The organism is Pseudomonas sp. A2 (assembly GCF_023100865.1).
GTDB classification, from domain to species: domain Bacteria; phylum Pseudomonadota; class Gammaproteobacteria; order Pseudomonadales; family Pseudomonadaceae; genus Aquipseudomonas; species Aquipseudomonas asiatica.
Genome location: NZ_CP039127.1, coordinates 4,393,775 through 4,415,946 on the forward strand (window position 1 = coordinate 4,393,775; position 22,172 = coordinate 4,415,946).

Here is a 22,172-nt window from a genome sequence, read left to right on the forward strand (position 1 = left end):
TTGAAGCCTGCGCCGTCCCTGTGGGAGCGGGTTTACCCGCGAAGAAGGCCACGCGGTACCAGCAGTTATACTGTTGCCATCAGTCTGCGGTATCTTTGCCACTGGCGGGCCGAATAGCCGCCGTCAATGGTTGAATTGAGTGAGTCATGAGCGAGCTGTTACTGATAGATGATGACCAGGAGCTGTGCGAGCTGCTCGGCAGCTGGCTGACCCAGGAGGGGTTTACCGTGCGCGCCTGCCACGATGGCCAGAGCGCACGTCAGGCCTTGGCCACACATGCCCCGGCGGCCGTGGTGCTGGACGTGATGCTGCCCGACGGCAGTGGCCTGGAACTGCTCAAGCAGTTGCGCAGCGAGCATGCCGAACTGCCGGTACTGATGCTCTCGGCCCGCGGCGAGCCGCTGGACCGCATCCTCGGCCTGGAACTGGGCGCCGACGACTACCTGGCCAAACCTTGCGACCCGCGTGAACTCACCGCTCGCCTGCGTGCCGTGCTGCGCCGCAGCCACCCCACCGCCACCACCAGCCAGGTGGAGCTGGGCGACCTGGTCTATAGCCCTGCCCGTGGCGTGGCCAGCATCGATGGCCGTGAAATGACCCTGACCCTGTCCGAAAGCCGCATTCTCGAAGCGCTGCTGCGCCAACCCGGCGAGCCGTTGGACAAGCAGGAACTGGCGCAGATCAGCCTGGGCCGCAAGCTGACCCTGTACGACCGCAGCCTGGACATGCACGTCAGCAACCTGCGCAAGAAGATCGGCCCCCACGCCGATGGCCGGCCACGCATCGTCGCCCTGCGCAGCCGTGGCTATTACTACTGCCTCTGAACATCTTTACCGAGCCTTTACCATCCACTGACCGCGCTTGACGGTGATCTCCCTAGACTGTGCTCATCCGGTAACCACCGGCCCATGAAAGGAGAGACACCATGCGCAAGACCCTTATCGCCCTGATGTTCGCCGCCGCCCTGCCGACCGTGGCCATGGCCATGCCTGAAGGCGGCATGCGCCACGATGGCCCACATCATCGCGGTGATGCGCCTTTCCACCAGCTGGACCTGAGCCGTGACCAGCGCCAGCAGATCGGCAAGCTGATGGGCGAGCAGATGAAACAGCGCCGCGACATTACCGAGCGCTACCTGTCCAAACTGCCGGCCGCCGACCAGAAGGCGATGAAGGACGAACTGCAGGCCAACCGCGACAAGACCGACAGCGCGGTCCGCGCCCTGCTCAAGCCTGAGCAGCAGAAGAAATTCGACGAACTGCAGAAGGAACGCGCCGCACGGAAAGCCGAGTGGCAGGAGTTCCAGGCCTGGAAAGCTGAAAAAGGCAACAAGGCCCAGTAAGCTGTCCGCCCGATGCCCGGCCCGCCTCAGTGCGAGCCGGGCTTTTCTTGTTAGCAGGAGGTGCACTTGCGTTCACTGTTCTGGCGCATCCTGGCCAGCTTCTGGCTGGCCATCACCCTGGTTGCGGGCCTGTCGATCCTGCTGGGCCATATGCTCAACCAGGACGCCTGGATCCTCAGCCGCCACCCGGGCCTGAATACCCTGGCCAGCAAGTGGGCCAAGCATTACGAACAGGAAGGCCTGGCTTCGGCACAGCACTTCCTGGAACGGCGCAAGGACCGCTACAAGATCGACGTGCAGGTGCTCGACGACAGTGGCGAAGCCGTGGTGCCCGGCACCTTCCCGCGCCGTGCGGCGGCCTTCGAGGCGCGCCAGCACAATGACCAGCGGCGCCTGCCGTGGCGCCGGCTGACCGAGGAATACACCAGCCCCGACACCGGCCAGACGTACCTGCTGATCTACCGCATCCCCCACCCGGCGCTGGATGCCTGGCACCGCGAAAGCCTGCTGTGGCCGCTCAGTGCGCTGGGCATTGCCCTGGTGGTGCTGACCCTGTTCAGCCTGCTGGTGACCCTGTCCATCACCCGCCCGCTCAGCCGTCTGCGCAGCGCCGTGCATGACCTGGGCCAGACCACCTACCAGCAGAACAGCCTGGCGCAGCTGGCGGCGCGGCGTGACGAATTCGGCGTACTGGCCAAGGACTTCAACAAGATGGGCGCGCGCCTGCAAAGCACCATCGGCAGCCAGCGCCAGTTGCTGCGCGATGTGTCCCATGAATTGCGTTCACCGCTGGCCAGGCTGCGTATTGCCCTGGCCTTGGCCGAGCGCGCCGAGCCTGAGCAGCGTGAGGCGCTGTGGCCACGCCTGACCCGCGAATGCGACCGCCTGGAAGACCTGATAAGCGAAATTCTCGCCCTGGCACGGGTCGATGCCGAACAGGCCCATGCCGAGCCGGTGGACCTTAACGCCCTGCTCGGCAGCGTGCGCAAGGATGCCCAGCTCAGCGCACCGGAGCAGGATGTGCGCCTGGAGGCTCAGCCGGGGTTGACCTTGCAAGGTTGGCCAACGCTGATCGAGCGTGCCGTGGACAACCTGCTGCGCAATGCCCTGCGCTTCAACCCGCAGGGCCAGCCGATCGAAGTCAGCGCCGCGCGCGAGCAGGACCGTATCCTGATCAGCGTGCGTGACCATGGGCCGGGGGCGGCGGCGGAGCACCTTGCGCAGTTGGGGGAACCGTTCTTCCGTGCACCGGGGCAGGATGCGCCGGGACATGGGCTGGGGCTGGCGATTGCACGCAAGGCGGCGGAGCGACACGGTGGCAGCCTGGTACTGGAGAACCATCCACAGGGGGGCTTCGTGGCGCGGCTGGAGTTGCCTGTGACTGAAGCGACAGGCAGTTGATTTGATGTAAATGCATCCGGCCTCTTCGCGGGTAAACCCGCTCCCACAGGTAACCGCGCAAGGCCTGAAACTTGCGCCACACCCTGTGGGAGCGGGTTTACCCGCGAAAGGGCCGGATGCCTTGATACTGCAATCAGCCCAAGGCTGCGTTACTCGCCCCAGGCACTGACGAAATCAGCGGTTTCCAGAATCGGCGCGGTGCGCGGCTCGGTCAGCGGCGTACCCACATACAGGTAACCGATCAGCTCCTCGTTCGCGGCCAGCCCCAGGCCCTTGTGCACATGGGCATCGAAAGCCATGTCCCCGGTGCGCCATACCGCACCGATACCTTGCGCATGCGCCGCAATCAGGATGCCGTGCGCGGCACAGCCCGCCGCCAGCCGCTGCTCGGACTTGGGCACCTTGAAGTGGTCCTGCAGCTTGGCAATCACCACGATCAGCAACGGCGCCCGCAGGGGCATGGCGCGGGCCTTGTCCAGAGCTGCCTGGGTGGCATCCCCCTTGTGCTGCAGCGCTTCGGCGAACAGCTCACCCAGCTTCTCGCGGCCCTGGCCTTCGATGGTGAGAAAGCGCCACGGCCGCAGCTGGCCGTGGTCCGGGGCGCGCAGGGCGGCCTGGAACAGCGCCTCGCGCTGGGCGGCATTGGGCGCCGGGTCGGTCAGGCGTGGCACGGAAACACGGTTGAGCAATGCGTCGAGAGCCTCCATCGGCTACCCTCCTGGCAGGTAAATGTGCGGCCATTCTAGCGTTTACATCACCAGACCCATAGGTAGAATGGCGCCCTTCCGTTTCGAGTCAGAGCAGATCACATGGCGTTGCCGACCTTAAGGATCATTGGTTTCATCATCGGCATCTTCCTGATTACCCTCGCCGTCAGCATGGCCGTGCCCATGGCGACCCTGGTGATCTTCGAACGCACCCGTGACATGCCGTCGTTCCTCTGGTCGAGCCTGATCACCTTCATTGCCGGCCTGGCCCTGGTGCTTCAGGGTCGCCCCGAGCATGTGCACCTGCGCCCGCGCGACATGTACCTGCTGACCGTCAGCAGCTGGCTGGTGGTGTGCGTGTTCGCCGCCCTGCCTTTCCTGCTGACCCAGCACATCAGCTACACCGACGCCTTCTTCGAAAGCATGTCGGGCATCACCGCCACCGGCGCCACGGTGCTCAGCGGGCTGGACAACATGTCACCGGGCATCCTGATGTGGCGGTCGATGCTGCACTGGCTCGGCGGCATCGGCTTCATCGGCATGGCGGTAGCGATCCTGCCGCTGCTGCGCATCGGTGGCATGCGCCTGTTCCAGACCGAATCGTCCGACCGCTCGGAGAAGGTCATGCCGCGCTCGCACATGGTCGCCAAGTCGATCGTGGGGGTATACGTCGGCTTCTCGATCCTGGGCGCACTTGGCTTCTGGTGGGCCGGCATGAGCCCGTTCGATGCGATCAACCACGCCATGTCGGCGATTTCCACTGGCGGGTTTTCCACCTCCGACCAGTCGCTGGCCAAGTGGGATATCCCGGCCGTGCACTGGGTCGCGGTGGTGGTAATGATCCTCGGCAGCCTGCCCTTCACCCTTTACGTGGCGACCCTGCGCGGCAACCGCAAGGCACTGATCCGCGACCAGCAGGTGCAGGGTTTGCTGGGCATGCTGGTGGTTACCTGGCTGGTGCTCGGCACCTGGTACTGGGCCACCACCAACCTGCACTGGCTCGACGCGCTGCGCCACGTGGCGCTGAACGTGACCTCGGTGGTCACCACCACCGGCTTCGCCCTGGGTGACTACAGCCTGTGGGGCAACTTCTCGCTGATGCTGTTCTTCTACCTGGGCTTCGTCGGCGGCTGCTCCGGCTCGACGGCGGGTGGTATCAAGATCTTCCGCTTCCAGGTCGCCTACATCCTGCTCAAGGCCAGCCTCAATCAGCTGATCCACCCACGCGCGGTGATCAAGCAGAAGTACAACGGCCACCGCCTTGACGAAGAAATCGTGCGTTCGATCCTGACCTTCTCGTTCTTCTTCGCCATCACCATCTGCGTCATGGCGCTGCTGCTGTCTTTGCTTGGCGTGGACTGGATGACCGCCCTGACCGGCGCTGCGGGTACGGTTTCGGGTGTGGGGCCGGGCCTGGGTGAAGTGATCGGCCCATCGGGCAACTACGCCACGCTGCCGGATGCTGCCAAGTGGATTCTCGCCAGCGGCATGTTGCTCGGCCGATTGGAAATCATCACCGTGCTAGTGTTGTGCATGCCGGCGTTCTGGCGCCACTGACCACCTCGGGCTCGGCGCCCAGGCGGGCGCGGTACTCGCTGGGCGTGACATGGAACCAGCGGCGAAACGCACGGTAGAAATTGCTGGGGTCGGCAAAACCCAGCAGGTAAGCGGTTTCCAGCAGGGTCATGCCCGGCTGCGCCAGGTACTGTTCGGCCAGTTCGCGGCGGGTGTCGTCAAGCAGGGTCTGGAAGCTGGTGCCCTCCTCCTGCAGCCGCCGCTGCAAGGTGCGCTGCGACAGGTGCAGGGCCTGGGCCAGGGTTTCGCGCTTGGGCTCGCCCTGCGGCAGGATGCGGCACAGTACCTGGCGCACCCGGTGGGTGACCCGGCTTTCCGAGAAACGCGCCAGGTATTCGCCGGCAAAACGGTCATGCAGTATCGCCATGGCTTCATTGGCGGTGGGCAGCGGTGCCTCCATGTCGGCGCGCTCGAACACCAACGCATCGTGCGGCGCACCGAACACCAGCGGCGAATGGAACGCCACCTTGTAGGGTTCGATATTCTTTGGCTGCGGCCCTTGCACCAGCACCCGGCGCGGTTGCACCGGGCGACCGCTCAGCCAGCTGCACAGCGCCAGCGCACAGGCCAGCGATGCTTCGGCGCTGTGCCGGGTCGGTGGCAAGTGGTCGCCGTGTACGGTCAGGATCAGCGAATAGCCCTCGGGGCCGAGGACGAAGCTGAGGTCGGAGCTTTCGGCAATGATGCGCTGGTAACGCACCAGGCGCTCGAAGCCTTCGGCCAGGGTGCGGCTGGACATCAACGCATAACCCACCACATGGAACGATGCCGGGCGCACCACCCGCGCCATGTTAAGGCCTATGGCCTCGTTGCCCGACAGCTCCACCGCCAGTTGCCACAGCCGGGTCATGGAGTCCTGGGGGAAGCGCGCGTCGGGGTCGTCGAGGGCAGCGAAATCCAGCCCCAGCTGCTTGAACATGGCCCGGCAGTCCAGCCCTTCCAGTTCGAGTGCCTTCACGATCCCTGATGCCCAGCTGGCTGACGTGGTTCTTTCGCTCATGACAGGCTTCTTATGCTGACCGCTCCTGCGGTGAACCCCAAGGATATTCAATTGGCGCCTATTGTCACTGATAGGCTTCGCCAGTCACTCTAGACTCGAATCAGGCTCCACGCCGTGCATCTTGTCCAGAAGTGTTAATCCCGGAGCACAGCCATGAACCGCACAGCGCAGTTTCGCAGTTTTGCCGAGTTCTATCCTTACTACCTGGGGGAACACAGCAACCCCACCTGCCGCCGCCTGCACTTCGTCGGCACCAGCCTGGTGATTGCCCTGCTGGCCTACACCATCGGCAGTGGCAAATGGTTGCTGCTGCTGGCCTTGCCGGTGTTCGGCTACGGCTTTGCCTGGGTCGGGCATTTCTTTTTCGAAAGGAACCGACCTGCGACCTTTACCCATCCGCTGTACAGCCTGATCGGGGATTTCGTGATGTTCAGGGATATCCTGCTGGGCAAGATCAGCCTGTAGATCTTTTGGGGCTGCTTTGCAGCCCCTGGGCTATCAAGCCCTAAGCCGGTTCGCGCACCGCCGCTGCTGCCTTCACCTCTCGCGCCTGTGCTTCCGCCAGCCGATAAAGCTCGATCGTGCCATCCCAATGCTCGATCAACGCCGTGCACGACTCCACCCAATCCCCGCAATTGAGGTACTCCACCTCCCCCACCTGGCGAATCTCGGCATGGTGGATATGCCCACACACCACCCCATGAAAACCGCGGCGGGTGCACTCGTGGGCAATGGCATCTTCGAAGTCGCTGATGAAGTTCACCGCACCTTTGACCTTGTGCTTCAGGTACGCCGACAGTGACCAATAGCCGTATCCATAGCGGGCACGCCAGTGGTTGAGCCAGCGGTTGAGCACCAGGGTGAACTCGTAGGCACGGTCACCGAGGAACGCCAGCCAGCGGTGGTAACGGGTAATCACGTCGAACTGGTCGCCATGGATCACCAGCAGGCGGCGGCCATCGGCGGTCAGGTGCTCGGCCTCGTCCACCAGCTGGATGTTGCCGAGGATCAGCCTGGAGTAACGGCGCAGGAATTCGTCATGGTTGCCGGTGACGTAGATCACTTCGGTGCCACGCTTGCTCATGGTCAGCAGGCGGCGAATCACGTTTGTGTGGGCTTGAGGCCAGTAGATACCACCGCGCAGCTTCCAGCCGTCGATGATATCGCCCACCAGGTAGATACGGTCGGCCTGGTAGCCCTTGAGGAACTGCGACAGGTGTTCGGCCTGGCAGTCGCGGGTGCCCAGATGCACATCGGAAATCCACAGAGTACGCACGCGTTGCTTGCGCGAGGGACGTGACAGTTCGGCATGGGTCATGGGCAGGCTCCGGCGCAGTTTGCTGGAGACTGGCAGGCGCGGATGACAGATCGGTGGCAAAACCGTTACGAGTGATGGACTGCGGGGATTGAGGCACAATGCGGTTCTGCCCTGCGAGGACGACTCTCCCCATGACCGCCGGCCCGATCCTCTCGCTGCGCCATTACCGCGACAGCCTGATCGCCCACAGCCACGAACACCCGCAACTGGTGTTCGGCCTGCGCGGTCGTCTGGACTTCGAGGTGCAGGGGCATGGCGCCGGGATCGATCGACAGGGGTTGATCGTGGTACCGGCGGGCGCCCATCACACCTGCGCCAGCGATGGCGGCAGCGATTGCCTGGTGCTGGATGTACCAGGGGACCATTGGTTGCGCGAGCAACTGGGCGAACATGCAGATGCCAGCCGCCGCCTGCTCGACCGCCCCGCCGCCCTGGGCCTGGATGAGCGCCAGCAACAGTTGGTGGACTGGCTGGCGGCCAGCCCCATGCACGACCCGCTGATTGCCCGGCAAGGGGCAGCGCTGCTGCTGGCCAGCCTCAACCCCACGGCGGCCGCCAGCGTCACAGCCAGCCAGCGTCTGCCCTATGCCGCCTTCGATGCACATATCGAGCGGCATGCCGCCTACCCGCTGCAAGTGGCTGACCTGGCGCGCATCGCCGGGTTGTCCAGTGCCCGCCTGCATGCGCGCTTTACTGCGGAATGCGGGATGACGCCGATGGACTACATTCGCCAGCGGCGCTTGCTCAAGGCGCGACGGCTGGTGATGCAGACCTTGCTACCGATGGGGGAGATTGCGGCGCAGGTGGGGTACAGCTCGCAAAGTGCGTTTTCGGCGGCGATGTTGCGGGCGTTCGGGTGTACGCCGTTGGCTTTGCGGCGAGAGTCTGGCGACAAACCACACTAGCCTTGCGACAGAATGCATTCTCCTGAGCCTATACACTTGGTCTGTGCCGGCCCTTTCGCGGGTAAACCCGCTCCCACAGGTACTGCAAAGGCTTCGAAAGCGGTGCAGTAGCTATGGGAGCGGGTTTACCCGCGAAGAGGCCGGCACAGCCAGTAGAGATCTTGAGCAAGGACCACCCATGAACCACCGCACCGCCCTCGGCGCCCTGCACATCGGCGCGCTGTTCTTCGGCCTCACCGGCGTCTTCGGCAAACTGGCCGCCAGCGCCAGCCCGGCGATCATCGTCTTCGGCCGCGCCGCCTTCGCCGTGCTCGCCCTGGCCCTGTTCGCCAGCCTGGCCGGCCCGGGCTGGCAACGCCTGAGCGGCCAGGACACTCGCCGCCTGCTGCTCGGTGGCGTGCTGCTGGCCGGCCACTGGGTCAGCTTCTTCATCGCGGTAAAGGTTGCCGGCGTGGCCATCGCCACCCTCGGTTTCGCCAGCTTCCCGGCCTTTACCGTGATCCTCGAGGGCCTGCTGTTCCGCGAACGCATCCGCCGCAATGAGGCTTTGCTGGTACTGCTGGTCAGCATCGGCCTGGTACTGGTCACGCCGGCATTCGACCTGGCGAGTGAAGCCACCGGTGGCCTGCTCTGGTCATTGCTGTCGGGGCTGCTGTTCTCCCTGCTGTCACTCACCAACCGCGCCGGCTCCGGCCGCCTGCCTGCAGTGCAGGCGGCGCTGTGGCAGAACCTGGTGGTGGGCCTGTGCCTGCTGCCGTTCGCGGCACCGGACCTGGCCGGCGTAGCCACCATGGACTGGCTGTGGATCGCCCTGCTCGGCATCTTCTGCACCGGCGTGGCGCACAGCCTGTTCGTCGCCAGCCTGTCGGTGATCAAGGCGCGTACCGCCGCCGTGGTGTTCGGCATGGAACCGGTCTACGGCATCGCCGTGGCCTGGATGGTGTTCGCCGAAACCCCCACCCTGCGCATGTTGCTGGGCGGTGCACTGATCATCTTCGCCATCGTGCTTTCGAGCCGCCTGGCCGCCGAACAACCGCCCAGGCAGCGGCCACTGGCCGAAAGCGCCTGACTCAGCGGTCGTTGTGACCCAGGTCACGCTGCGGGTCGATCTGGTCGCGCACCCGCTGCTTCAGCACCTTGGCTTCGGGGAAGCCACCGTCGGCTTTGCGCTCCCAGATCTGCACGCCATTGCAGGTAATGCGGAAGATACCGCCGGTGCCAGGCTCCAGGGCCACTCGGCCGAGGTCGTCGGCAAAGGTGCTGAGCAGTTCCTGGGCCAGCCAGGCGGCCCTCAGCAGCCATTGGCACTGGGTGCAATACGTGATGACAATTTCCGGTTTGCTATCGGCCATGGTGAGGCATCTCCAGATGAGGGGCCGCTTATACTAGCGGTCTTTAGCCCACGGTTTGAGACTCACGATGCGCCGTTTGCTGTTCTGTTTCCTGCTCACCCTCTCCTCCTTCACAGCATTCGCCGCCGAACCGGCCAGGCCCAAGGTTGGCCTGGTGCTGTCGGGGGGCGCGGCCCGCGGCCTGGCCCATATCGGTGTGCTCAAGGCCCTGGAGGAACAGGGGGTACGCATCGACGCTATCGCAGGCACCAGCATGGGGGCGGTGATAGGCGGCCTGTATGCCTCTGGCTACAGCGTCGAAGAGCTGGAAAAGCTTGCCACCACCCTCGACTGGCAACAGGCGCTGTCCGATGCCCCGCCGCGCAAGGACGTGCCGTTCCGGCGCAAGCAGGATGACCGCGACTTTCTGGTCAAACAGAAGCTCAGCTTTCGCGACGACGGCAGCCTGGGCCTGCCGCTGGGGGTGATTCAGGGCCAGAACCTGGCGCTGCTGCTGGAAAGCAAGCTGGCGCACACCGCCGACACCCGTGACTTCGACAAGCTGCCAATCCCCTTCCGCGCCGTGGCCACCGACATTGCCAGTGGCGAAAAGGTGGTGTTCCGCCGTGGTCACCTGCCCCAGGTGATCCGCGCCAGCATGTCGATCCCGGCGGTGTTTGCCCCGGTCGAGCTGGACGGCCGGCTGCTGGTGGACGGCGGCATGGTCGACAACATCCCGGTGGACGTCGCCCGCGAAATGGGTGTGGACCTGGCCATCGTGGTCGACATCGGTACGCCGCTGCGTGACCGCAAGCAGCTGGCCACGGTAGTCGACGTGCTCAACCAGTCGATCACCCTGATGACCCGGCGCAACTCGGAAGAACAACTGGCCAGCCTGCACCGCGACGACATCCTCATCCAGCCACCGCTGACCGCCTTCGGCGTCACCGATTTTGGCCGCGCCCGGGAAATGATCGAGGCCGGCTACCGCGCCACCCGCCTGCTCGACCCGCGCCTTGTCGCCCTGCGCCAGCCCGAAGGTGACAGCAGCCTGGCCGTGGCCCGCTCGCCACGCCAACGCACGCCGACGATCACCGCGATCAGGATCGAAAACGACTCCAAGGTCAGCGACGAGGTCATCCGCTCGTACATCCGCCAGCCGATCGGTGCACCGCTGGAGCTAGGTCGCCTGCAGACCGACATGGGCACGCTGTACGGCCTGGACTACTTCGACCGGGTGCAGTACCGCGTGGTGCACAAGGGCGACGACAACACCCTGGTGATCAACGCCCGCGGCCGACGCGGTGGCACCGACTACCTGCGCCTGGGCCTGAACCTGTCGGACGACCTGCGCGGCGACAGCGCCTTCAATCTGGGCGCCAGCTACCGGGTAAACGGCATCAACAGCCTCGGCGCCGAATGGCTGACCCGTGGCCAGATCGGCGACCAGCAGGAGTTGTACAGCGAGTTCTACCAGCCGCTGGACGTGGGCTCGCGCTATTTCATCGCACCGTACCTGGACTTCAGCTCGCAGAACATCGAAGCCACCCTGGACAACGACCCGGTGGCCGAGTACCGCCTGGAGCGTTACGGTTTTGGCCTTAACGTGGGGCGGCAGATCGGTACCAACGGTGAAGTGCGCCTGGGCGTGGGCAAGGCCTGGGGCGAGGCCGAGGTGCGCATCGGCGACCAGGACCTGCCCAAGGTCAGTTTCAACGAAGGTTTCTACGAGCTGAAGTACTCGTTCGACACCCTGGACAACGTGTACTTCCCGCACAGTGGCGAGGATATCGGCCTGACCTTGCGCAAGTACGACCAGTCGCTGGATTCCGACCAGGATTACCGGCAGTGGATGTTCAACCTGGACAAGGCCATCAGCAGCGGGCCGAACACCTTCGTGCTGGGCGGGCGCTACGGGCGCACGCTGGATGATACCGAGGTGGTGACGTCGAGCTTCGTGCTGGGTGGCGCGCGGGAGCTGTCAGGCTTTCGCCAGGACTCGGTGTCAGGGCAGAACGTGAGCCTGATGCGCATGGTCTACTACCGCCGCCTGACGCCACGGGCCTACGTACCGCTGGACTTCCCGCTGTACATCGGCGGGTCGCTGGAGCGAGGGCGGGCGTGGAACAACGACAACGAGTTCGACAGTGGGTACATCAATGCGGCGAGCATCTTCCTGGGGCTGGAGACGCCGCTGGGGCCCTTGAACTTCACTTATGGTGCCAACAGTGCGCATGAGCAGGCGGTGTACCTGAACCTTGGGCATACCTTCTAGGGCCTGCACTGAACCTGTAGGAGCAGCCTTGTGCTGCGAAGAGGCAGGTTTGACAGAAGATGTTCTGTGCCTGGAATGACCTCTTCGCAGCACAAGGCTGCTCCTACAACGATCGCGGGTGCAGGTTGATCAGGATTTCTCCAGGTTGGCCAGAATCTTGGCATGCACCCGCATGCACACCTGCAGCTCCGCCTCATCCACCCCGGTGAACAGCTCTACCCGTAGTTGATTGGCAATGGTCTCGATCTGGTCGATCAGCGGCTTGGCCGGCGGGCACAGCACTATCTTCTTCGCCCGCCGGTCCTCCAGCACCGCCTGCCGGCGTACCAGCCCCTGCGCTTCCAGGCTATCGAGCAGGCGTGCCAGGGTCGGGCCTTCGACGCCCACGCTCTGGGCCAGCTCACGCTGGGTCGGGGCCTCTTCGAAACGGGCCAGGTGCAGCAACACCAGCCAGCGCGCCTGTGAAAGGTTGAGCCCGGCCAGGCGGCGGTCCAGCTCGGCACGCCAACCCCGGGACATCTGGGCCAGCTGCATGCCGAAGCGGTGTTGGTTGTCGGTCAGGGGCATAAGCAACTCATTGAATAGATCTAATTATTAGGCAGCTAACCATGGCCCGTCCCACGAGGCAAGGCTCGGGCACTCTGGAATGTTCGATAATCGTCAAAAAACATGACAAAGGTCAGCAGATGGCAGTTCTGCCTCCGATCCTGTCACCACTTACAGCTCGAACTCGGCCGCCAGCGCAGCCCGCACGCAGTACAGCACGCCCTCCGGTACCCGTCCCCCGAACAGCGGCACGATCGCAGACACCGGTGGCAGCTCGCCCTCGCCATCGAGGAAGGCATCCTGCACTTCCATCAACAGGTCTTCCGGGAGGTCCAGGGCCTGTTCCAGGCTCAGTTCCTGGCGCCCCAGGGCCTCGGCCAGCAGGCTGTAGACGTTCTTCTCGCTGCAGTTGAGCTGGCCGGCGATCTGCGCCGGGGTCATGCCAGCGCGTGCCAGGCTGACCAGTTCGTGGCGCAGGTCGAGCACCACTTTCGGTGCTTCGTCGGTGCCACCGCTATTGTTCAGCACCTCGAGGAAGGCCTGGCCATAACGCTCCAGCTTGCGCGCGCCCACGCCGCTGACCTGGGCCATGTCGCTGAGGCTGACCGGCTGGCTACGCAGCATCTCCAGCAGCGTCGAGTCGGGGAAGATGACATAGGGCGGCACGCTGTGCTCCTCGGCCAGCTTGCGCCGCAGGGTACGCAGTGCTTCCCACAGCTCGCGCTCTTCGGCACGCACCAGCTGGCTGGCCGGGCTGCCGCCACTGGACGACGACGTCCTGGCGGTGGTCTGCGGCTTGAGGTCACGGCGCAGCTGCAAGGTCACCTCGCCCCGCAGCAGCGGCCGGCAGCTGTCGGAGAGGCGCAGGCCACCGTAGCCTTCCAGGTCGATATCGACCAGGCCGCGCGCCACCAGCTGACGGAACAGCGAACGCCACTCGACCTCGGCCAGCCCCTTGCCGACGCCAAAAACCGAGAGTTTTTCGTGGCCGAAATTGCGCACCTTTTCGGTGTCCTTGCCCAGCAGCACGTCGACCAGGTGCCCGACGCCGTAGCGCTGGCCGGTGCGGAACACCGCCGACAGCGCCTGACGAGCAGGCTCGGTGGCATCCCAGGTCTGCACCTGGTCGACACAGTTGTCACAGTGCCCGCACGGTTGCTCGAGGGTTTCGTCGAAATAGGCCAGCAGTGACTGGCGGCGGCAGCGGGTTTCTTCGCACAGGGCCAGCATGGCATCGAGCTTGTGCTGCTCGATGCGCTTGTGGCGCTCGTCACCTTCGGAGTTCTGCAGCATCTGCTTGAGCATGACCATGTCCTGCAGCCCGTAGGCCATCCAGGCATCGGACGGCAGCCCGTCACGGCCGGCACGGCCGGTCTCCTGGTAGTACGCCTCGAGCGACTTGGGCAGGTCAAGGTGGGCGACAAAGCGCACGTTCGGCTTGTCGATGCCCATGCCGAAGGCAATGGTGGCGACCATGATCAGCCCTTCCTCGTTGAGGAAGCGGTGCTGGTTGGCCGCACGCGTCTCGGCAGCCAGGCCGGCGTGATAGGGCAGCGCGGGGAAGCCCTGGTCACAGAGGAAGGCAGCGGTTTCGTCGACCTTCTTGCGTGACAGGCAATAAACGATACCGGCGTTGCCGCGGCGCTCGCCGAGGAAAGCCATCAGCTGCTTGCGCGGCGCCTCCTTGGGCACGATGCGGTAGAAGATGTTGGGCCGGTCGAAACTCGACAGGAAGCGTTCGGCGCCTTGCAGGTGCAGGCGCTGGACGATCTCTTCACGGGTGCGCATGTCGGCGGTGGCGGTCAGCGCTATGCGCGGCACATGCGGGAACAGCTCGGCCAACTGGCCCAGTTGCAGGTATTCGGGGCGGAAATCGTGGCCCCATTGCGACACGCAGTGGGCCTCGTCGATGGCGAACAGCGAAATATCCAGATCACGCAGGAAGTCGAGCATGCGCGGCTGCACCAGGCGTTCCGGCGCCAGGTACAGCATCTTCACTTCGCCACGGCGCAGGCGCCCGGCCAGGTCACGCTGCTGCTCGGGGGTCAGCGTGGAGTTCAGCGCGGCGGCCGGCACACCCAGTTCGTCGAGCGTGGCGACCTGGTCGTCCATCAGCGCGATCAGTGGCGAGACCACCACTGTCAGGCCCGGACGCAACAGCCCCGGCACCTGGAAACACAACGACTTGCCGCCGCCGGTGGGCATCAGCACCAGGGCATCGCCGCCATTGGCCACGCAGTCGATGATCGCTGCCTGGCGCCCGCGGAAACTGTCGTAGCCAAAGACGTCCTTGAGAACGCGCTGAGCCTGTTCGAGCATGTGCAACTCCACAAATCGCCGTACCATCCCGGATACAGGCTGGACGAAAAACCCGCCCCGCACACGCCAAATGCGTAAGCGGTTTTTGCCAGGCGGCCGGCAAATCCTGCCCCTGGATGAAAAATCGCGGAGTATACCGCAGCGCCGCCCCGCGCAGGGCACCACGGCGATAGACGTTCCCTTTGCCCCGCTGCCGTCGCAAGGTGCTAGAATTCGTTATCGTTTATTCCCCAAGGTAGCCCTGTAATGTCCTTCGCCGAGCAACTGACCCGCCTGCAAGCCTTCCTCGACGCCGACGAGCTGCACGAAGAAGCGCTGGACTATGTCGCCGCCCACGGCTACCTCACCGCCCTGTCGATCAATGCCGAGGAAGTGCCCGAGCGCGAATGGATCGACGCCCTGTTCGCCGAAGAGCCGCACTACGCCAGCGACGCTCAGCGCACCGAGATCGAGGCCACCCTGGTGGCGCTCAAGGCACACATCGCCCGCCAGCTGGCCAGCGACGACGAGTTCGAGCTGCCATGCGACCTCGACCTGACCGACGAGCCAGACGATTCCGACCTGCGCGGCTGGTGCATCGGCTTCATGGAAGGCGTATTCCTGCGTGAAGAGGCCTGGTTCGAAAACGCCGAGGAAGAAGTCAGCGAGATGCTGCTGCCAATCATGGTCGGCTCGGGCCTGTTCGACGAGCAGCCGGAGTTCGCCGACATCGCCAGCAACGCCAACCTGCAGGACGACATGATCGTACAGATCCCCGAAGCACTGACGGCGCTGTTCCTGCTGCTGCATGCCCCTGACGAAAAGCCGGCACTGCTCAAGCCACGTCACCACTAAGTCGCCTGTGCGCTACCTGCTGCTGGCCACCGGCTGGCTCAGCGTCGCGTTGGGGGTGTTGGGGATATTCCTGCCGGTATTGCCCACCACCCCGTTCCTGCTATTGGCGGCTGCCTGCTTTGCCCGCAGTTCGCCGCGCTTTCACCACTGGCTGGTTCATCACCCCAAGCTCGGGCCATGGATCCGTGACTACCTAAGTGGTGAAGGTATCCCCCTCAAGGGCAAGGTCTACGCCATCGGCCTGATGTGGGCCAGCATCGGCCTGTCGTGCTATCTGGTGCCCCTGTTCTGGGCACGCATCTTCATGTTGTCCAGTGCCGTCCTGGTAAGCCTGTATATCCTCAGCCAGAAAACCCTGCACAAGCCAAAGTGACAATATTCTGTCGCCAAATATCACTTTCGCCTAATTCGTGCTTCCCTTATCCGAAATGATTCTGGAACTCGGTTAAAGCCCTGTATTCATTGGCCTTAATGGAGTTTTACGCCGCCATTTCCAAGGTTCACCTGCGAGCCTTTTAGATAATTTAATTAGGTTATGGCAATCTGATATGAATAAATCTTCTTGCCTATCGCGTTGAATGTACTTAGCTGTGTTATTAAAAACCTGCAACACTATATGAAATAACTTTATCGTCATTTTTTTGGCGATCAGCAGGATCAATTCCAGGATCAGGGAGATGTACCATGCGCGTTTTGAACCCCATCACCAGTGCATTACTGTTGGCCCTGGCGAGTGCCAACGTACAGGCGATGTCGATCACCGAGGCTGTCCAGAGCGCCGTGGACTACCACCCGCAGGTCAGCTCCAACCGCAACAGCAAGCTGTCTGCCGATGAAGATGTGAAGTTTGCGCGTGGTGGCTACTACCCTTCCGTGGATCTGGTTGCCGGCTATGGCCGCCAGCGTTCTGACAACACCACGACGCGTGCCGAGGGCAACCACAACAAGGAAACCCTCAACTACACCCAGTCCGAGCTGCGCCTGCGGCAGATGATCTTCGACGGCTTCAACACCTCGAATGAAGTGGGCCGCACCGAAGCGGTCTCCACCTCCCGCGCCTACTACACCCAGGCCGTTGCCCAGGATGTCGCCCTGCGTGCAGTCGAGGTGTACCTGGAAGTGCTCAAACGCCGTGAACTGGTGACCCTGGCCAGGAACAACCTGCAAGCCCACCTGCGCGTCAACGACCAGATCGGCCTGCGCAACGAGCGCGGCGTCGGTAGCACCGCCGACCTTGACCAGTCCCGCGCACGTCGCGCCCTGGCGGAAAACAACCTGGACACCGCCGAAGTCGACCTGGCCGATGCCGAGGCCAACTTCTTCAGCGTCGTCGGCCGCATGCCGGACGAGCTGGAAAGCCCGCAGTCCATCAAGGGCGAAGTGCCTGGCACCCTGGACGAAGCCCGCGACGGCATGCGTCAGAACAACCCGTACATCAAGTCTGCCCAGGCTGACGTCAATGCTGCCGAGCAGCAATACGAAGTGGCCAAGTCGACCTTCTACCCACGCTTCGACGCCATTCTGGCTACCGGTGCCAACAACAACACCGGTGGCGAGAAAGGCCACAACAACAACGACTGGCAAGCCGGCGTGGAGATGAACTACAACCTGTTCCGCGGCGGCAGCGACAAGGCTCGCCTGCAGTCCGACGCGCACAAGATCAACCAGGCCCTCGACATCCGCAACAACGCCCTGCGTGAGCTGACCGAAAACCTGAGCCTGGCGTGGAACGCCATGAACAACGCCAGCAAGCAGCTGCCGACTGCGCGTGAATACGCCGAGACCACCAAGCGCGTGCGTGCTGCCTACCAGGACCAGTTCGGCCTGGGTCAGCGCACCCTGCTTGACGTGCTGGACAGTGAAAACGAGCTGTACAACGCCGACCGTCGCTACACCGAGGTGCGTTATACCGAGGAGTTCTCGCGCTACCGCGTGCTTGCGACCATGGGCGAGCTGTTGACCAAGCAACGTATTTCGCTGCCGCCGGAAGCGCTGGCTACCACCGAAGTACGCACCGAGGCGCGTTTGCCTGATATGCGTTGATCGGGTTCGAGATAGCCGGGGCCGCTTTGCGGCCCATTCGCAGCACAAGGCTGCTCCTACAGATGTTGCGCGCTTTCCTGTAGGAGCAGCCTTGTGCTGCGAATGGGCTGCAAAGCAGCCCCCTACCCTCACTCACTGCCATGGTTACGCTGGAACGTCTCCAAACCCATGGCCCTGATTTGTCCCTCGATCAACGCCTCGAACGGTGCCAGCAGCGCATCGAAACAGGCAGGCTGCTCCAACGCATTCAGCGCTCCCACCACCGCCTCGATAGTCGACAACGCCCCCGCCTCCGGCGCCTTGCGCAAGCGGTAGCGTGAAGGCGCGACAGCCCCCAGCGTCACTCGCGGCAACGCCTCCAGCAATGGGTTCAGGTACAGCAGCTTGCGCGCCTTGCGCCAGGTGCCGTCGGGTACGATCAACAGCAAGGGTTTGTCTTCCGTCTCGCCATAGGCCACCAACTCTTGGGCGTCGTCGCCCGGGAACAGCAGGGCCGGCCGGTAACCGGGGGTCGCCAGCAATTCGTTCAGGTCATCGAATACCTCGCCTACCCGCAACTCGGCGTTGTTCAGGCCAAGGGCGGCCAGGCGGGCGGTATTCAGGGCATGGGCGGTTTCACTGGGGTGCTGCAGCAGGATGACGCGGGTACGGCTGTCGAGCGCAGGGATCAGTGAGCAGAGGCAATGGTCGAGCGGGCGCTGGCAGCGCTCGCAGCGGGGTCTGGGCATGGGGTTCTCCTTGGCGGGAACAGTTTGCCACAGAACCGGGGCCCGCTTTGCGGGCCCGGCGATCTCAACGGTTGAACCGCTCTGCCAGGCTATGCAGGTATTCCGCCATGCGCTCAAGGTCCTGGCTGATTTCCGCGCCCTGCCTGGCCTGCCCGGCACTCTGGTCGCACAGGTGGGCTATGCGCACGATCTGCTGGTTGATGTCCTCGGCCACATGGCTCTGCTGCTCCGACGCCGTCGCCATCTGCTGGCTCATGCCGGTGATGCGGCTGACCGCCTGGGCAATCCCGCTCAACGCTGCTTGCACCGCCTCGACACTTTGCACGCTGTCCCGCGAGATCTGCTCGCCGCGGCTGGCGGTGCTGACCGCGCGCGCTGCCCCGGCGCGCAACGAGGCGATGATCTGGTGGATCTCCTCGGTCGAGGCACGGGTGCGCTGGGCCAGCGAACGCACCTCGTCGGCCACCACGGCAAACCCGCGCCCCTGTTCGCCGGCACGCGCCGCCTCGATGGCTGCGTTGAGCGCCAGCAGGTTGGTCTGCTCGGCGATCGAGGTAATCACATCGACCACGCTGCCGATCGACTGGGTCTGCTCGGCCAGGGCATTGACCGCCTGGCCGATGTCGTTGACCGCATTGCTCATGCTGCCCATGGCTTGCAGGCTCTGCATCGCCAGCTCGCTGCCCTGTTGCGCCAGCTGGTCGGCATCGCCCGCTGCGTGCGCCGTGCTCTGCACGTTGTGGGTAACCTGCTGGATGGTCGCCGCCATCTGCGCGATGGCGGCGGCGGACTGGTCGGTCTCGTTGCGCTGGCGGTCGAGCATTTGTGCCTGGGCATCGGACAGGTCGGACGACTGCGCGGCCCGCGATTTCACTCCGACGCCGGCATCCACCAGGCGGGTCAAGGCCGTTTGCAGGCGTGCTTCTTCACTGATGATGGCAAGATCCAGCTGGCCTTGCAGGCCTGGGTTATCACTGTAGGTCAGTGCCACCAGCGGGCTGGTGAAGGCCTTGGGATGCTCGGCCAGCGTGCGGCGGACCGCCTGGTTCTGCCGGTGCTCGACCAGATACCAGGCCAGCAGCAGGCTGGCCATCAGCACCCCGAGCGCCGCGTAGGGCGGTAGCCACAGGTAGCCCGCCGCCGACAGCAGGCCCGCACCTATCAATGGCCAACCGTGGCCCAGGCCCTGCAGCAGGCGGGCCGCCCACGGCACCGGTGTGCGGCCGGCCCGCAGGCGCGCATACAACGCCTCGGCGCGACGGATCTGCTCGCGAGTGGGCACCGAGCGCACCGACTCGCAACCACTGATGCGGCCCTGCTCATAGATGGCCGTGACGTAGGCGCTGACCCAGTAGTAATCACCGTTCTTCGCCCGGTTCTTGACGACCCCCATCCACGGTTTGCCTTGCTTGATGGTTTCCCACATGTGGCCGAACACTGCCGGCGGCATGTCCGGGTGGCGCACCAGGTTGTGGGGTTGGCCGACCAGCTCGTCGTAGGTGAACCCGCTGATCGCCACGAAAGCGTCGTTGCAGTAGGTGATGCGGCTGTTGAGGTCAGTGGTGGAAATCAGGCGTTGATCGTTGGGAAAGGTTCTTTCGTGCTCAGTGACGGGCAAATTCATGCGCATCTTGGGCAATCCTTGCAGGATGAAAGGGAGTTAGACAGCAGCACACGCAAATTTGATATATAGCAGGACGCCATTATGTTGTCGGTCGACAGCACCAACAATTTAATGGGTGCCGACGAAATACAGCATATGCCGGGCTTCAGCCCACGTTGAGCTGGCTTTTGAGGAGGTCGCGGAAGGTCTGGATCAATGGCTCACGGCTGCGCCCACGGCGAATGATCAGCGAGAACGGAGCCTGGTAGCCGAAGGTCGACGGCGACAGCACGCGCAAGTCGCCCTTGTCGACCCAGGCCTGGGCATAGTGCTCGGGCAGGTAGCCGATGTAGGCCCCGGACAGGATCAGGATCAACTGCGCCTCCATGCTCTCCACCGTCGCCGCGCTGTGCTTGAAGCCATGCCGGGCCAGTTCGGCCTGGCTCCAGTAGCCACGCCCGACCATGCGCTGCTGGGTCACCACCTGCTCGGGGATGCGCCGTTCGGCATACAACGGGTGGCGGCTGCTGCAGTACAGCCAGTGCTGCTCACGGTACAGCGGCTGGTAGAGCAGCCCGCTCATGCGCGAGGAGAACGCCCCGATCGCCAGGTCCAGACGGTTGTCCTGCACGCCCAGTTGCAGCTCGTAAGGGCTGGATACCGACAAATGCAGGTGCACCGCCGGGTGTTCCTGGCTGTAGGCGCCGATGGCTTCGGCCAGCGGCAAGGCCCTGTCACCGACCGTGGAATCGATCACCCCCAGGTTGAGGGTGCCACGCAACTCGCCCTTGAGGGCGGCGGCGTACTGTTCGAAGCCGTCCAGCTCGGCCAGCAGGCGCAGGGTTTCCTGGTGGAACAGCTCACCCTTGCTGGTCAGGCTGAAGCCGCCACGGCCACGGTGGCACAGCACGATCCCCAGGGCACCTTCCAGCTGGCTCATGTAGGTGCTGATGGCCGAGGTCGACAGGTTCAGCTCGCGCTGGGCATTGGCAAAGCCCTGGTGGCGCACCACGCTGACGAAGATGCGCAGCAGTTTCAGGTCGGGCAAGGTCGAGGCCATGGTGCAACGGTTCCGCAGGGGGTATTAGCGCGCAGTCTAACCGCTCTGCCGCCTTTAGTTCAGAAATTCCTGAACTAAGTATTTGCCGGTAGCGATTTTTCCCCGGCACTACCTTCAGCAGACTTGGCCGAAATGTCCCTGCCCGCCGGCAAGACCACACCTGGAAGGCGCGCGGCGGCACAGGTTCGAACAAACAGAACAATCGACCGACTGATGAGGCCCACCGTGGACAAGATCCTCCACCAACCACTGGGCGGCAACGAAATGCCGCGTTTCGGCGGCATCGCCACCATGCTCCGTCTCCCCCACCTGCAAAGTGCCCAAGGCCTGGACGCCGCCTTCATCGGCGTGCCACTGGACATCGGTACTTCGCTGCGCTCCGGCACCCGTTTCGGCCCGCGTCAGATCCGCGCCGAATCGGTGATGATCCGCCCGTACAACATGGCCACGGGAGCTGCACCGTTCGACTCGCTGTCGGTGGCCGACATCGGTGACGTGGCGATCAACACCTTCAACCTGCTGGACGCCGTGCGCATCATCGAAGAAGCGTATGACGAGATCCTCGAGCACAACATCATCCCGCTGACCCTGGGTGGCGACCACACCATCACCCTGCCGATCCTGCGCGCGCTGCACAAGAAGCACGGCAAGATCGGCCTGGTGCACATCGATGCCCATGCCGACGTCAACGACCACATGTTCGGCGAGAAGATCGCCCACGGCACCACCTTCCGCCGTGCCGTGGAAGAAGGCCTGCTCGATTGCGAGCGCGTGGTGCAGATCGGCCTGCGCGCCCAGGGCTACACCGCCGATGACTTCAACTGGAGCCGCCGTCAGGGCTTCCGTGTAGTCCAGGCCGAAGAGTGCTGGCACAAGTCGCTGGAACCGCTGATGGCCGAAGTGCGCGAAAAGGTCGGCGGTGGCCCGGTGTACCTGTCGTTCGACATCGATGGCATCGACCCGGCCTGGGCTCCCGGTACCGGCACCCCGGAAATCGGCGGCTTGACCACCATCCAGGCGATGGAGATCATTCGCGGCTGCCACGGCCTGGACCTGATCGGCTGTGACCTCGTCGAAGTCTCCCCGCCTTACGACACCACCGGCAACACCTCGCTGCTCGGTGCCAACCTGCTGTTCGAGATGCTCTGCGTGCTACCGGGCGTAGTGCGTCGTTAATACCGCTAT

Annotated in this window: 21 protein-coding genes; 12 read left to right on the forward strand and 9 right to left on the reverse strand. The window is 64.0% G+C overall.

Features of this window, described 5'->3' with window-relative positions:
- Positions 1–146 precede the first annotated feature (146 nt).
- The 3 genes from E5221_RS20365 (at position 147) to E5221_RS20375 (ending at position 2,743) form a co-directional block, all read left to right on the forward strand.
- A complete protein-coding gene (locus E5221_RS20365) occupies positions 147–824 on the forward strand; it encodes a response regulator transcription factor (protein WP_013973673.1) in 678 nt (225 codons plus the stop codon).
- A 101-nt stretch (positions 825–925) separates the two neighbouring features.
- On the forward strand, positions 926–1,342 hold the full coding sequence (locus E5221_RS20370; RefSeq protein WP_247846323.1) for a Spy/CpxP family protein refolding chaperone: 417 nt from the start codon (positions 926–928) through the stop codon (positions 1,340–1,342).
- Between the two features lie 60 nt (positions 1,343–1,402).
- Positions 1,403–2,743, forward strand: coding sequence for a HAMP domain-containing sensor histidine kinase (locus tag E5221_RS20375; protein ID WP_054573796.1), 1,341 nt, complete (start codon positions 1,403–1,405; stop codon positions 2,741–2,743).
- 149 nt (positions 2,744–2,892) lie between these two features.
- On the opposite strand, the gene E5221_RS20380 is transcribed toward E5221_RS20375, so the two are convergent.
- The gene (locus E5221_RS20380; protein ID WP_013973676.1) at positions 2,893–3,450 is read right to left on the reverse strand and encodes a nitroreductase family protein; all 558 of its coding nucleotides are present in this window, start codon (positions 3,448–3,450) and stop codon (positions 2,893–2,895) included.
- Between the two features lie 102 nt (positions 3,451–3,552).
- Here E5221_RS20380 and E5221_RS20385 point away from each other — a divergent pair, with 102 nt between their 5' ends.
- Positions 3,553–5,007 (forward strand): TrkH family potassium uptake protein, encoded by a 1,455-nt coding sequence (locus tag E5221_RS20385; protein WP_013973677.1) that lies wholly within the window; start codon positions 3,553–3,555, stop codon positions 5,005–5,007.
- Here E5221_RS20385 and E5221_RS20390 read toward each other — a convergent pair.
- Positions 4,964–6,025 (reverse strand): AraC family transcriptional regulator, encoded by a 1,062-nt coding sequence (locus tag E5221_RS20390; protein ID WP_023662138.1) that lies wholly within the window; start codon positions 6,023–6,025, stop codon positions 4,964–4,966. The two genes, E5221_RS20385 and E5221_RS20390, sit on opposite strands and share 44 nt — an antisense overlap.
- A 153-nt stretch (positions 6,026–6,178) precedes the next feature.
- Between E5221_RS20390 and E5221_RS20395 the strand changes: the two genes are divergently transcribed.
- Positions 6,179–6,490: a DUF962 domain-containing protein gene (locus tag E5221_RS20395; RefSeq protein ID WP_013973679.1), complete on the forward strand. Its 312-nt coding sequence runs from the start codon at positions 6,179–6,181 to the stop codon at positions 6,488–6,490.
- A 40-nt stretch (positions 6,491–6,530) separates the two neighbouring features.
- Here the strand turns inward: E5221_RS20395 and E5221_RS20400 are convergent, their stop codons facing one another.
- On the reverse strand, positions 6,531–7,343 hold the full coding sequence (locus E5221_RS20400; protein WP_039612598.1) for a UDP-2,3-diacylglucosamine diphosphatase: 813 nt from the start codon (positions 7,341–7,343) through the stop codon (positions 6,531–6,533).
- Positions 7,344–7,474: 131 nt separating this feature from the next.
- Between E5221_RS20400 and E5221_RS20405 the strand changes: the two genes are divergently transcribed.
- Together E5221_RS20405 and E5221_RS20410 are read left to right on the forward strand one after the other, a co-directional pair.
- The gene (locus tag E5221_RS20405; protein ID WP_039612597.1) at positions 7,475–8,248 is read left to right on the forward strand and encodes an AraC family transcriptional regulator; all 774 of its coding nucleotides are present in this window, start codon (positions 7,475–7,477) and stop codon (positions 8,246–8,248) included.
- Between the two features lie 178 nt (positions 8,249–8,426).
- Entirely contained in the window at positions 8,427–9,317 is an 891-nt protein-coding gene (locus E5221_RS20410) for a DMT family transporter (RefSeq protein WP_061551282.1), read from the forward strand.
- A gap of 1 nt (position 9,318) precedes the next feature.
- Here E5221_RS20410 and E5221_RS20415 read toward each other — a convergent pair whose 3' ends face one another.
- Positions 9,319–9,600, reverse strand: a complete 282-nt coding sequence (locus E5221_RS20415; protein WP_003259082.1) for a SelT/SelW/SelH family protein — start codon at positions 9,598–9,600, stop codon at positions 9,319–9,321.
- A gap of 67 nt (positions 9,601–9,667) precedes the next feature.
- Between E5221_RS20415 and E5221_RS20420 the strand changes: the two genes are divergently transcribed.
- Positions 9,668–11,854, forward strand: a complete 2,187-nt coding sequence (locus E5221_RS20420) for a patatin-like phospholipase family protein (RefSeq protein ID WP_013973684.1) — start codon at positions 9,668–9,670, stop codon at positions 11,852–11,854.
- 129 nt (positions 11,855–11,983) lie between these two features.
- Here the strand turns inward: E5221_RS20420 and E5221_RS20425 are convergent, their stop codons facing one another.
- On the reverse strand, positions 11,984–12,421 hold the full coding sequence (locus tag E5221_RS20425) for a MarR family transcriptional regulator (protein ID WP_013973685.1): 438 nt from the start codon (positions 12,419–12,421) through the stop codon (positions 11,984–11,986).
- A 150-nt stretch (positions 12,422–12,571) separates the two neighbouring features.
- Positions 12,572–14,719: a DNA helicase RecQ gene (recQ, locus tag E5221_RS20430; RefSeq protein ID WP_039612594.1), complete on the reverse strand. Its 2,148-nt coding sequence runs from the start codon at positions 14,717–14,719 to the stop codon at positions 12,572–12,574.
- 246 nt (positions 14,720–14,965) lie between these two features.
- Here recQ and E5221_RS20435 point away from each other — a divergent pair, with 246 nt between their 5' ends.
- The 3 genes from E5221_RS20435 to E5221_RS20445 all read left to right on the forward strand — a co-directional run bounded on the left by E5221_RS20435 (position 14,966) and on the right by E5221_RS20445 (position 17,596).
- A complete protein-coding gene (locus E5221_RS20435; protein WP_025340148.1) occupies positions 14,966–15,553 on the forward strand; it encodes a YecA family protein in 588 nt (195 codons plus the stop codon).
- Entirely contained in the window at positions 15,507–15,926 is a 420-nt protein-coding gene (locus E5221_RS20440; RefSeq protein WP_161551430.1) for a YbaN family protein, read from the forward strand. The genes E5221_RS20435 and E5221_RS20440 overlap by 47 nt, the downstream gene beginning before the upstream one ends.
- 311 nt (positions 15,927–16,237) lie before the next feature.
- Positions 16,238–17,596 carry a TolC family outer membrane protein gene (locus tag E5221_RS20445; protein WP_003259075.1) on the forward strand — a complete coding sequence of 453 codons (1,359 nt, stop codon included), beginning with the start codon at positions 16,238–16,240 and terminating at the stop codon, positions 17,594–17,596.
- Positions 17,597–17,724: 128 nt separating this feature from the next.
- On the opposite strand, the gene E5221_RS20450 is transcribed toward E5221_RS20445, so the two are convergent.
- The 3 genes from E5221_RS20450 to E5221_RS20460 all read right to left on the reverse strand — a co-directional run bounded on the left by E5221_RS20450 (position 17,725) and on the right by E5221_RS20460 (position 20,987).
- The gene (locus E5221_RS20450) at positions 17,725–18,324 is read right to left on the reverse strand and encodes a DTW domain-containing protein (RefSeq protein ID WP_247846324.1); all 600 of its coding nucleotides are present in this window, start codon (positions 18,322–18,324) and stop codon (positions 17,725–17,727) included.
- Between the two features lie 64 nt (positions 18,325–18,388).
- Positions 18,389–19,954: a PAS domain-containing methyl-accepting chemotaxis protein gene (locus tag E5221_RS20455; RefSeq protein ID WP_247846325.1), complete on the reverse strand. Its 1,566-nt coding sequence runs from the start codon at positions 19,952–19,954 to the stop codon at positions 18,389–18,391.
- 139 nt (positions 19,955–20,093) lie between these two features.
- A complete protein-coding gene (locus E5221_RS20460) occupies positions 20,094–20,987 on the reverse strand; it encodes a LysR family transcriptional regulator (protein WP_013973692.1) in 894 nt (297 codons plus the stop codon).
- 225 nt (positions 20,988–21,212) lie between these two features.
- On the opposite strand from E5221_RS20460, the gene speB reads away from it, so the two are divergent.
- Positions 21,213–22,163: an agmatinase gene (gene speB, locus E5221_RS20465; RefSeq protein ID WP_013973693.1), complete on the forward strand. Its 951-nt coding sequence runs from the start codon at positions 21,213–21,215 to the stop codon at positions 22,161–22,163.
- The last annotated feature ends 9 nt before the right edge of the window (positions 22,164–22,172 follow it).

Bases quoted from the DNA above. Each gene is read 5' to 3' on its own strand.
- recQ (WP_039612594.1), bottom strand. From the start codon at position 14,719: ATGCTCGAACAGGCTCAGCGCGTTCTCAAGGACGTCTTTGGCTACGAC.
- E5221_RS20395 (WP_013973679.1), top strand. From the start codon at position 6,179: ATGAACCGCACAGCGCAGTTTCGCAGTTTTGCCGAGTTCTATCCTTAC.
- E5221_RS20380 (WP_013973676.1), bottom strand. From the start codon at position 3,450: ATGGAGGCTCTCGACGCATTGCTCAACCGTGTTTCCGTGCCACGCCTG.
- E5221_RS20410 (WP_061551282.1), top strand. From the start codon at position 8,427: ATGAACCACCGCACCGCCCTCGGCGCCCTGCACATCGGCGCGCTGTTC.
- E5221_RS20365 (WP_013973673.1), top strand. From the start codon at position 147: ATGAGCGAGCTGTTACTGATAGATGATGACCAGGAGCTGTGCGAGCTG.
- E5221_RS20450 (WP_247846324.1), bottom strand. From the start codon at position 18,324: ATGCCCAGACCCCGCTGCGAGCGCTGCCAGCGCCCGCTCGACCATTGC.
- E5221_RS20425 (WP_013973685.1), bottom strand. From the start codon at position 12,421: ATGCCCCTGACCGACAACCAACACCGCTTCGGCATGCAGCTGGCCCAG.
- E5221_RS20370 (WP_247846323.1), top strand. From the start codon at position 926: ATGCGCAAGACCCTTATCGCCCTGATGTTCGCCGCCGCCCTGCCGACC.
- E5221_RS20390 (WP_023662138.1), bottom strand. From the start codon at position 6,025: ATGAGCGAAAGAACCACGTCAGCCAGCTGGGCATCAGGGATCGTGAAG.
- E5221_RS20385 (WP_013973677.1), top strand. From the start codon at position 3,553: ATGGCGTTGCCGACCTTAAGGATCATTGGTTTCATCATCGGCATCTTC.
- E5221_RS20400 (WP_039612598.1), bottom strand. From the start codon at position 7,343: ATGACCCATGCCGAACTGTCACGTCCCTCGCGCAAGCAACGCGTGCGT.
- E5221_RS20415 (WP_003259082.1), bottom strand. From the start codon at position 9,600: ATGGCCGATAGCAAACCGGAAATTGTCATCACGTATTGCACCCAGTGC.
- E5221_RS20445 (WP_003259075.1), top strand. From the start codon at position 16,238: ATGCGCGTTTTGAACCCCATCACCAGTGCATTACTGTTGGCCCTGGCG.
- E5221_RS20435 (WP_025340148.1), top strand. From the start codon at position 14,966: ATGTCCTTCGCCGAGCAACTGACCCGCCTGCAAGCCTTCCTCGACGCC.
- E5221_RS20460 (WP_013973692.1), bottom strand. From the start codon at position 20,987: ATGGCCTCGACCTTGCCCGACCTGAAACTGCTGCGCATCTTCGTCAGC.
- E5221_RS20440 (WP_161551430.1), top strand. From the start codon at position 15,507: ATGCCCCTGACGAAAAGCCGGCACTGCTCAAGCCACGTCACCACTAAG.
- E5221_RS20455 (WP_247846325.1), bottom strand. From the start codon at position 19,954: ATGCGCATGAATTTGCCCGTCACTGAGCACGAAAGAACCTTTCCCAAC.
- E5221_RS20405 (WP_039612597.1), top strand. From the start codon at position 7,475: ATGACCGCCGGCCCGATCCTCTCGCTGCGCCATTACCGCGACAGCCTG.
- E5221_RS20420 (WP_013973684.1), top strand. From the start codon at position 9,668: ATGCGCCGTTTGCTGTTCTGTTTCCTGCTCACCCTCTCCTCCTTCACA.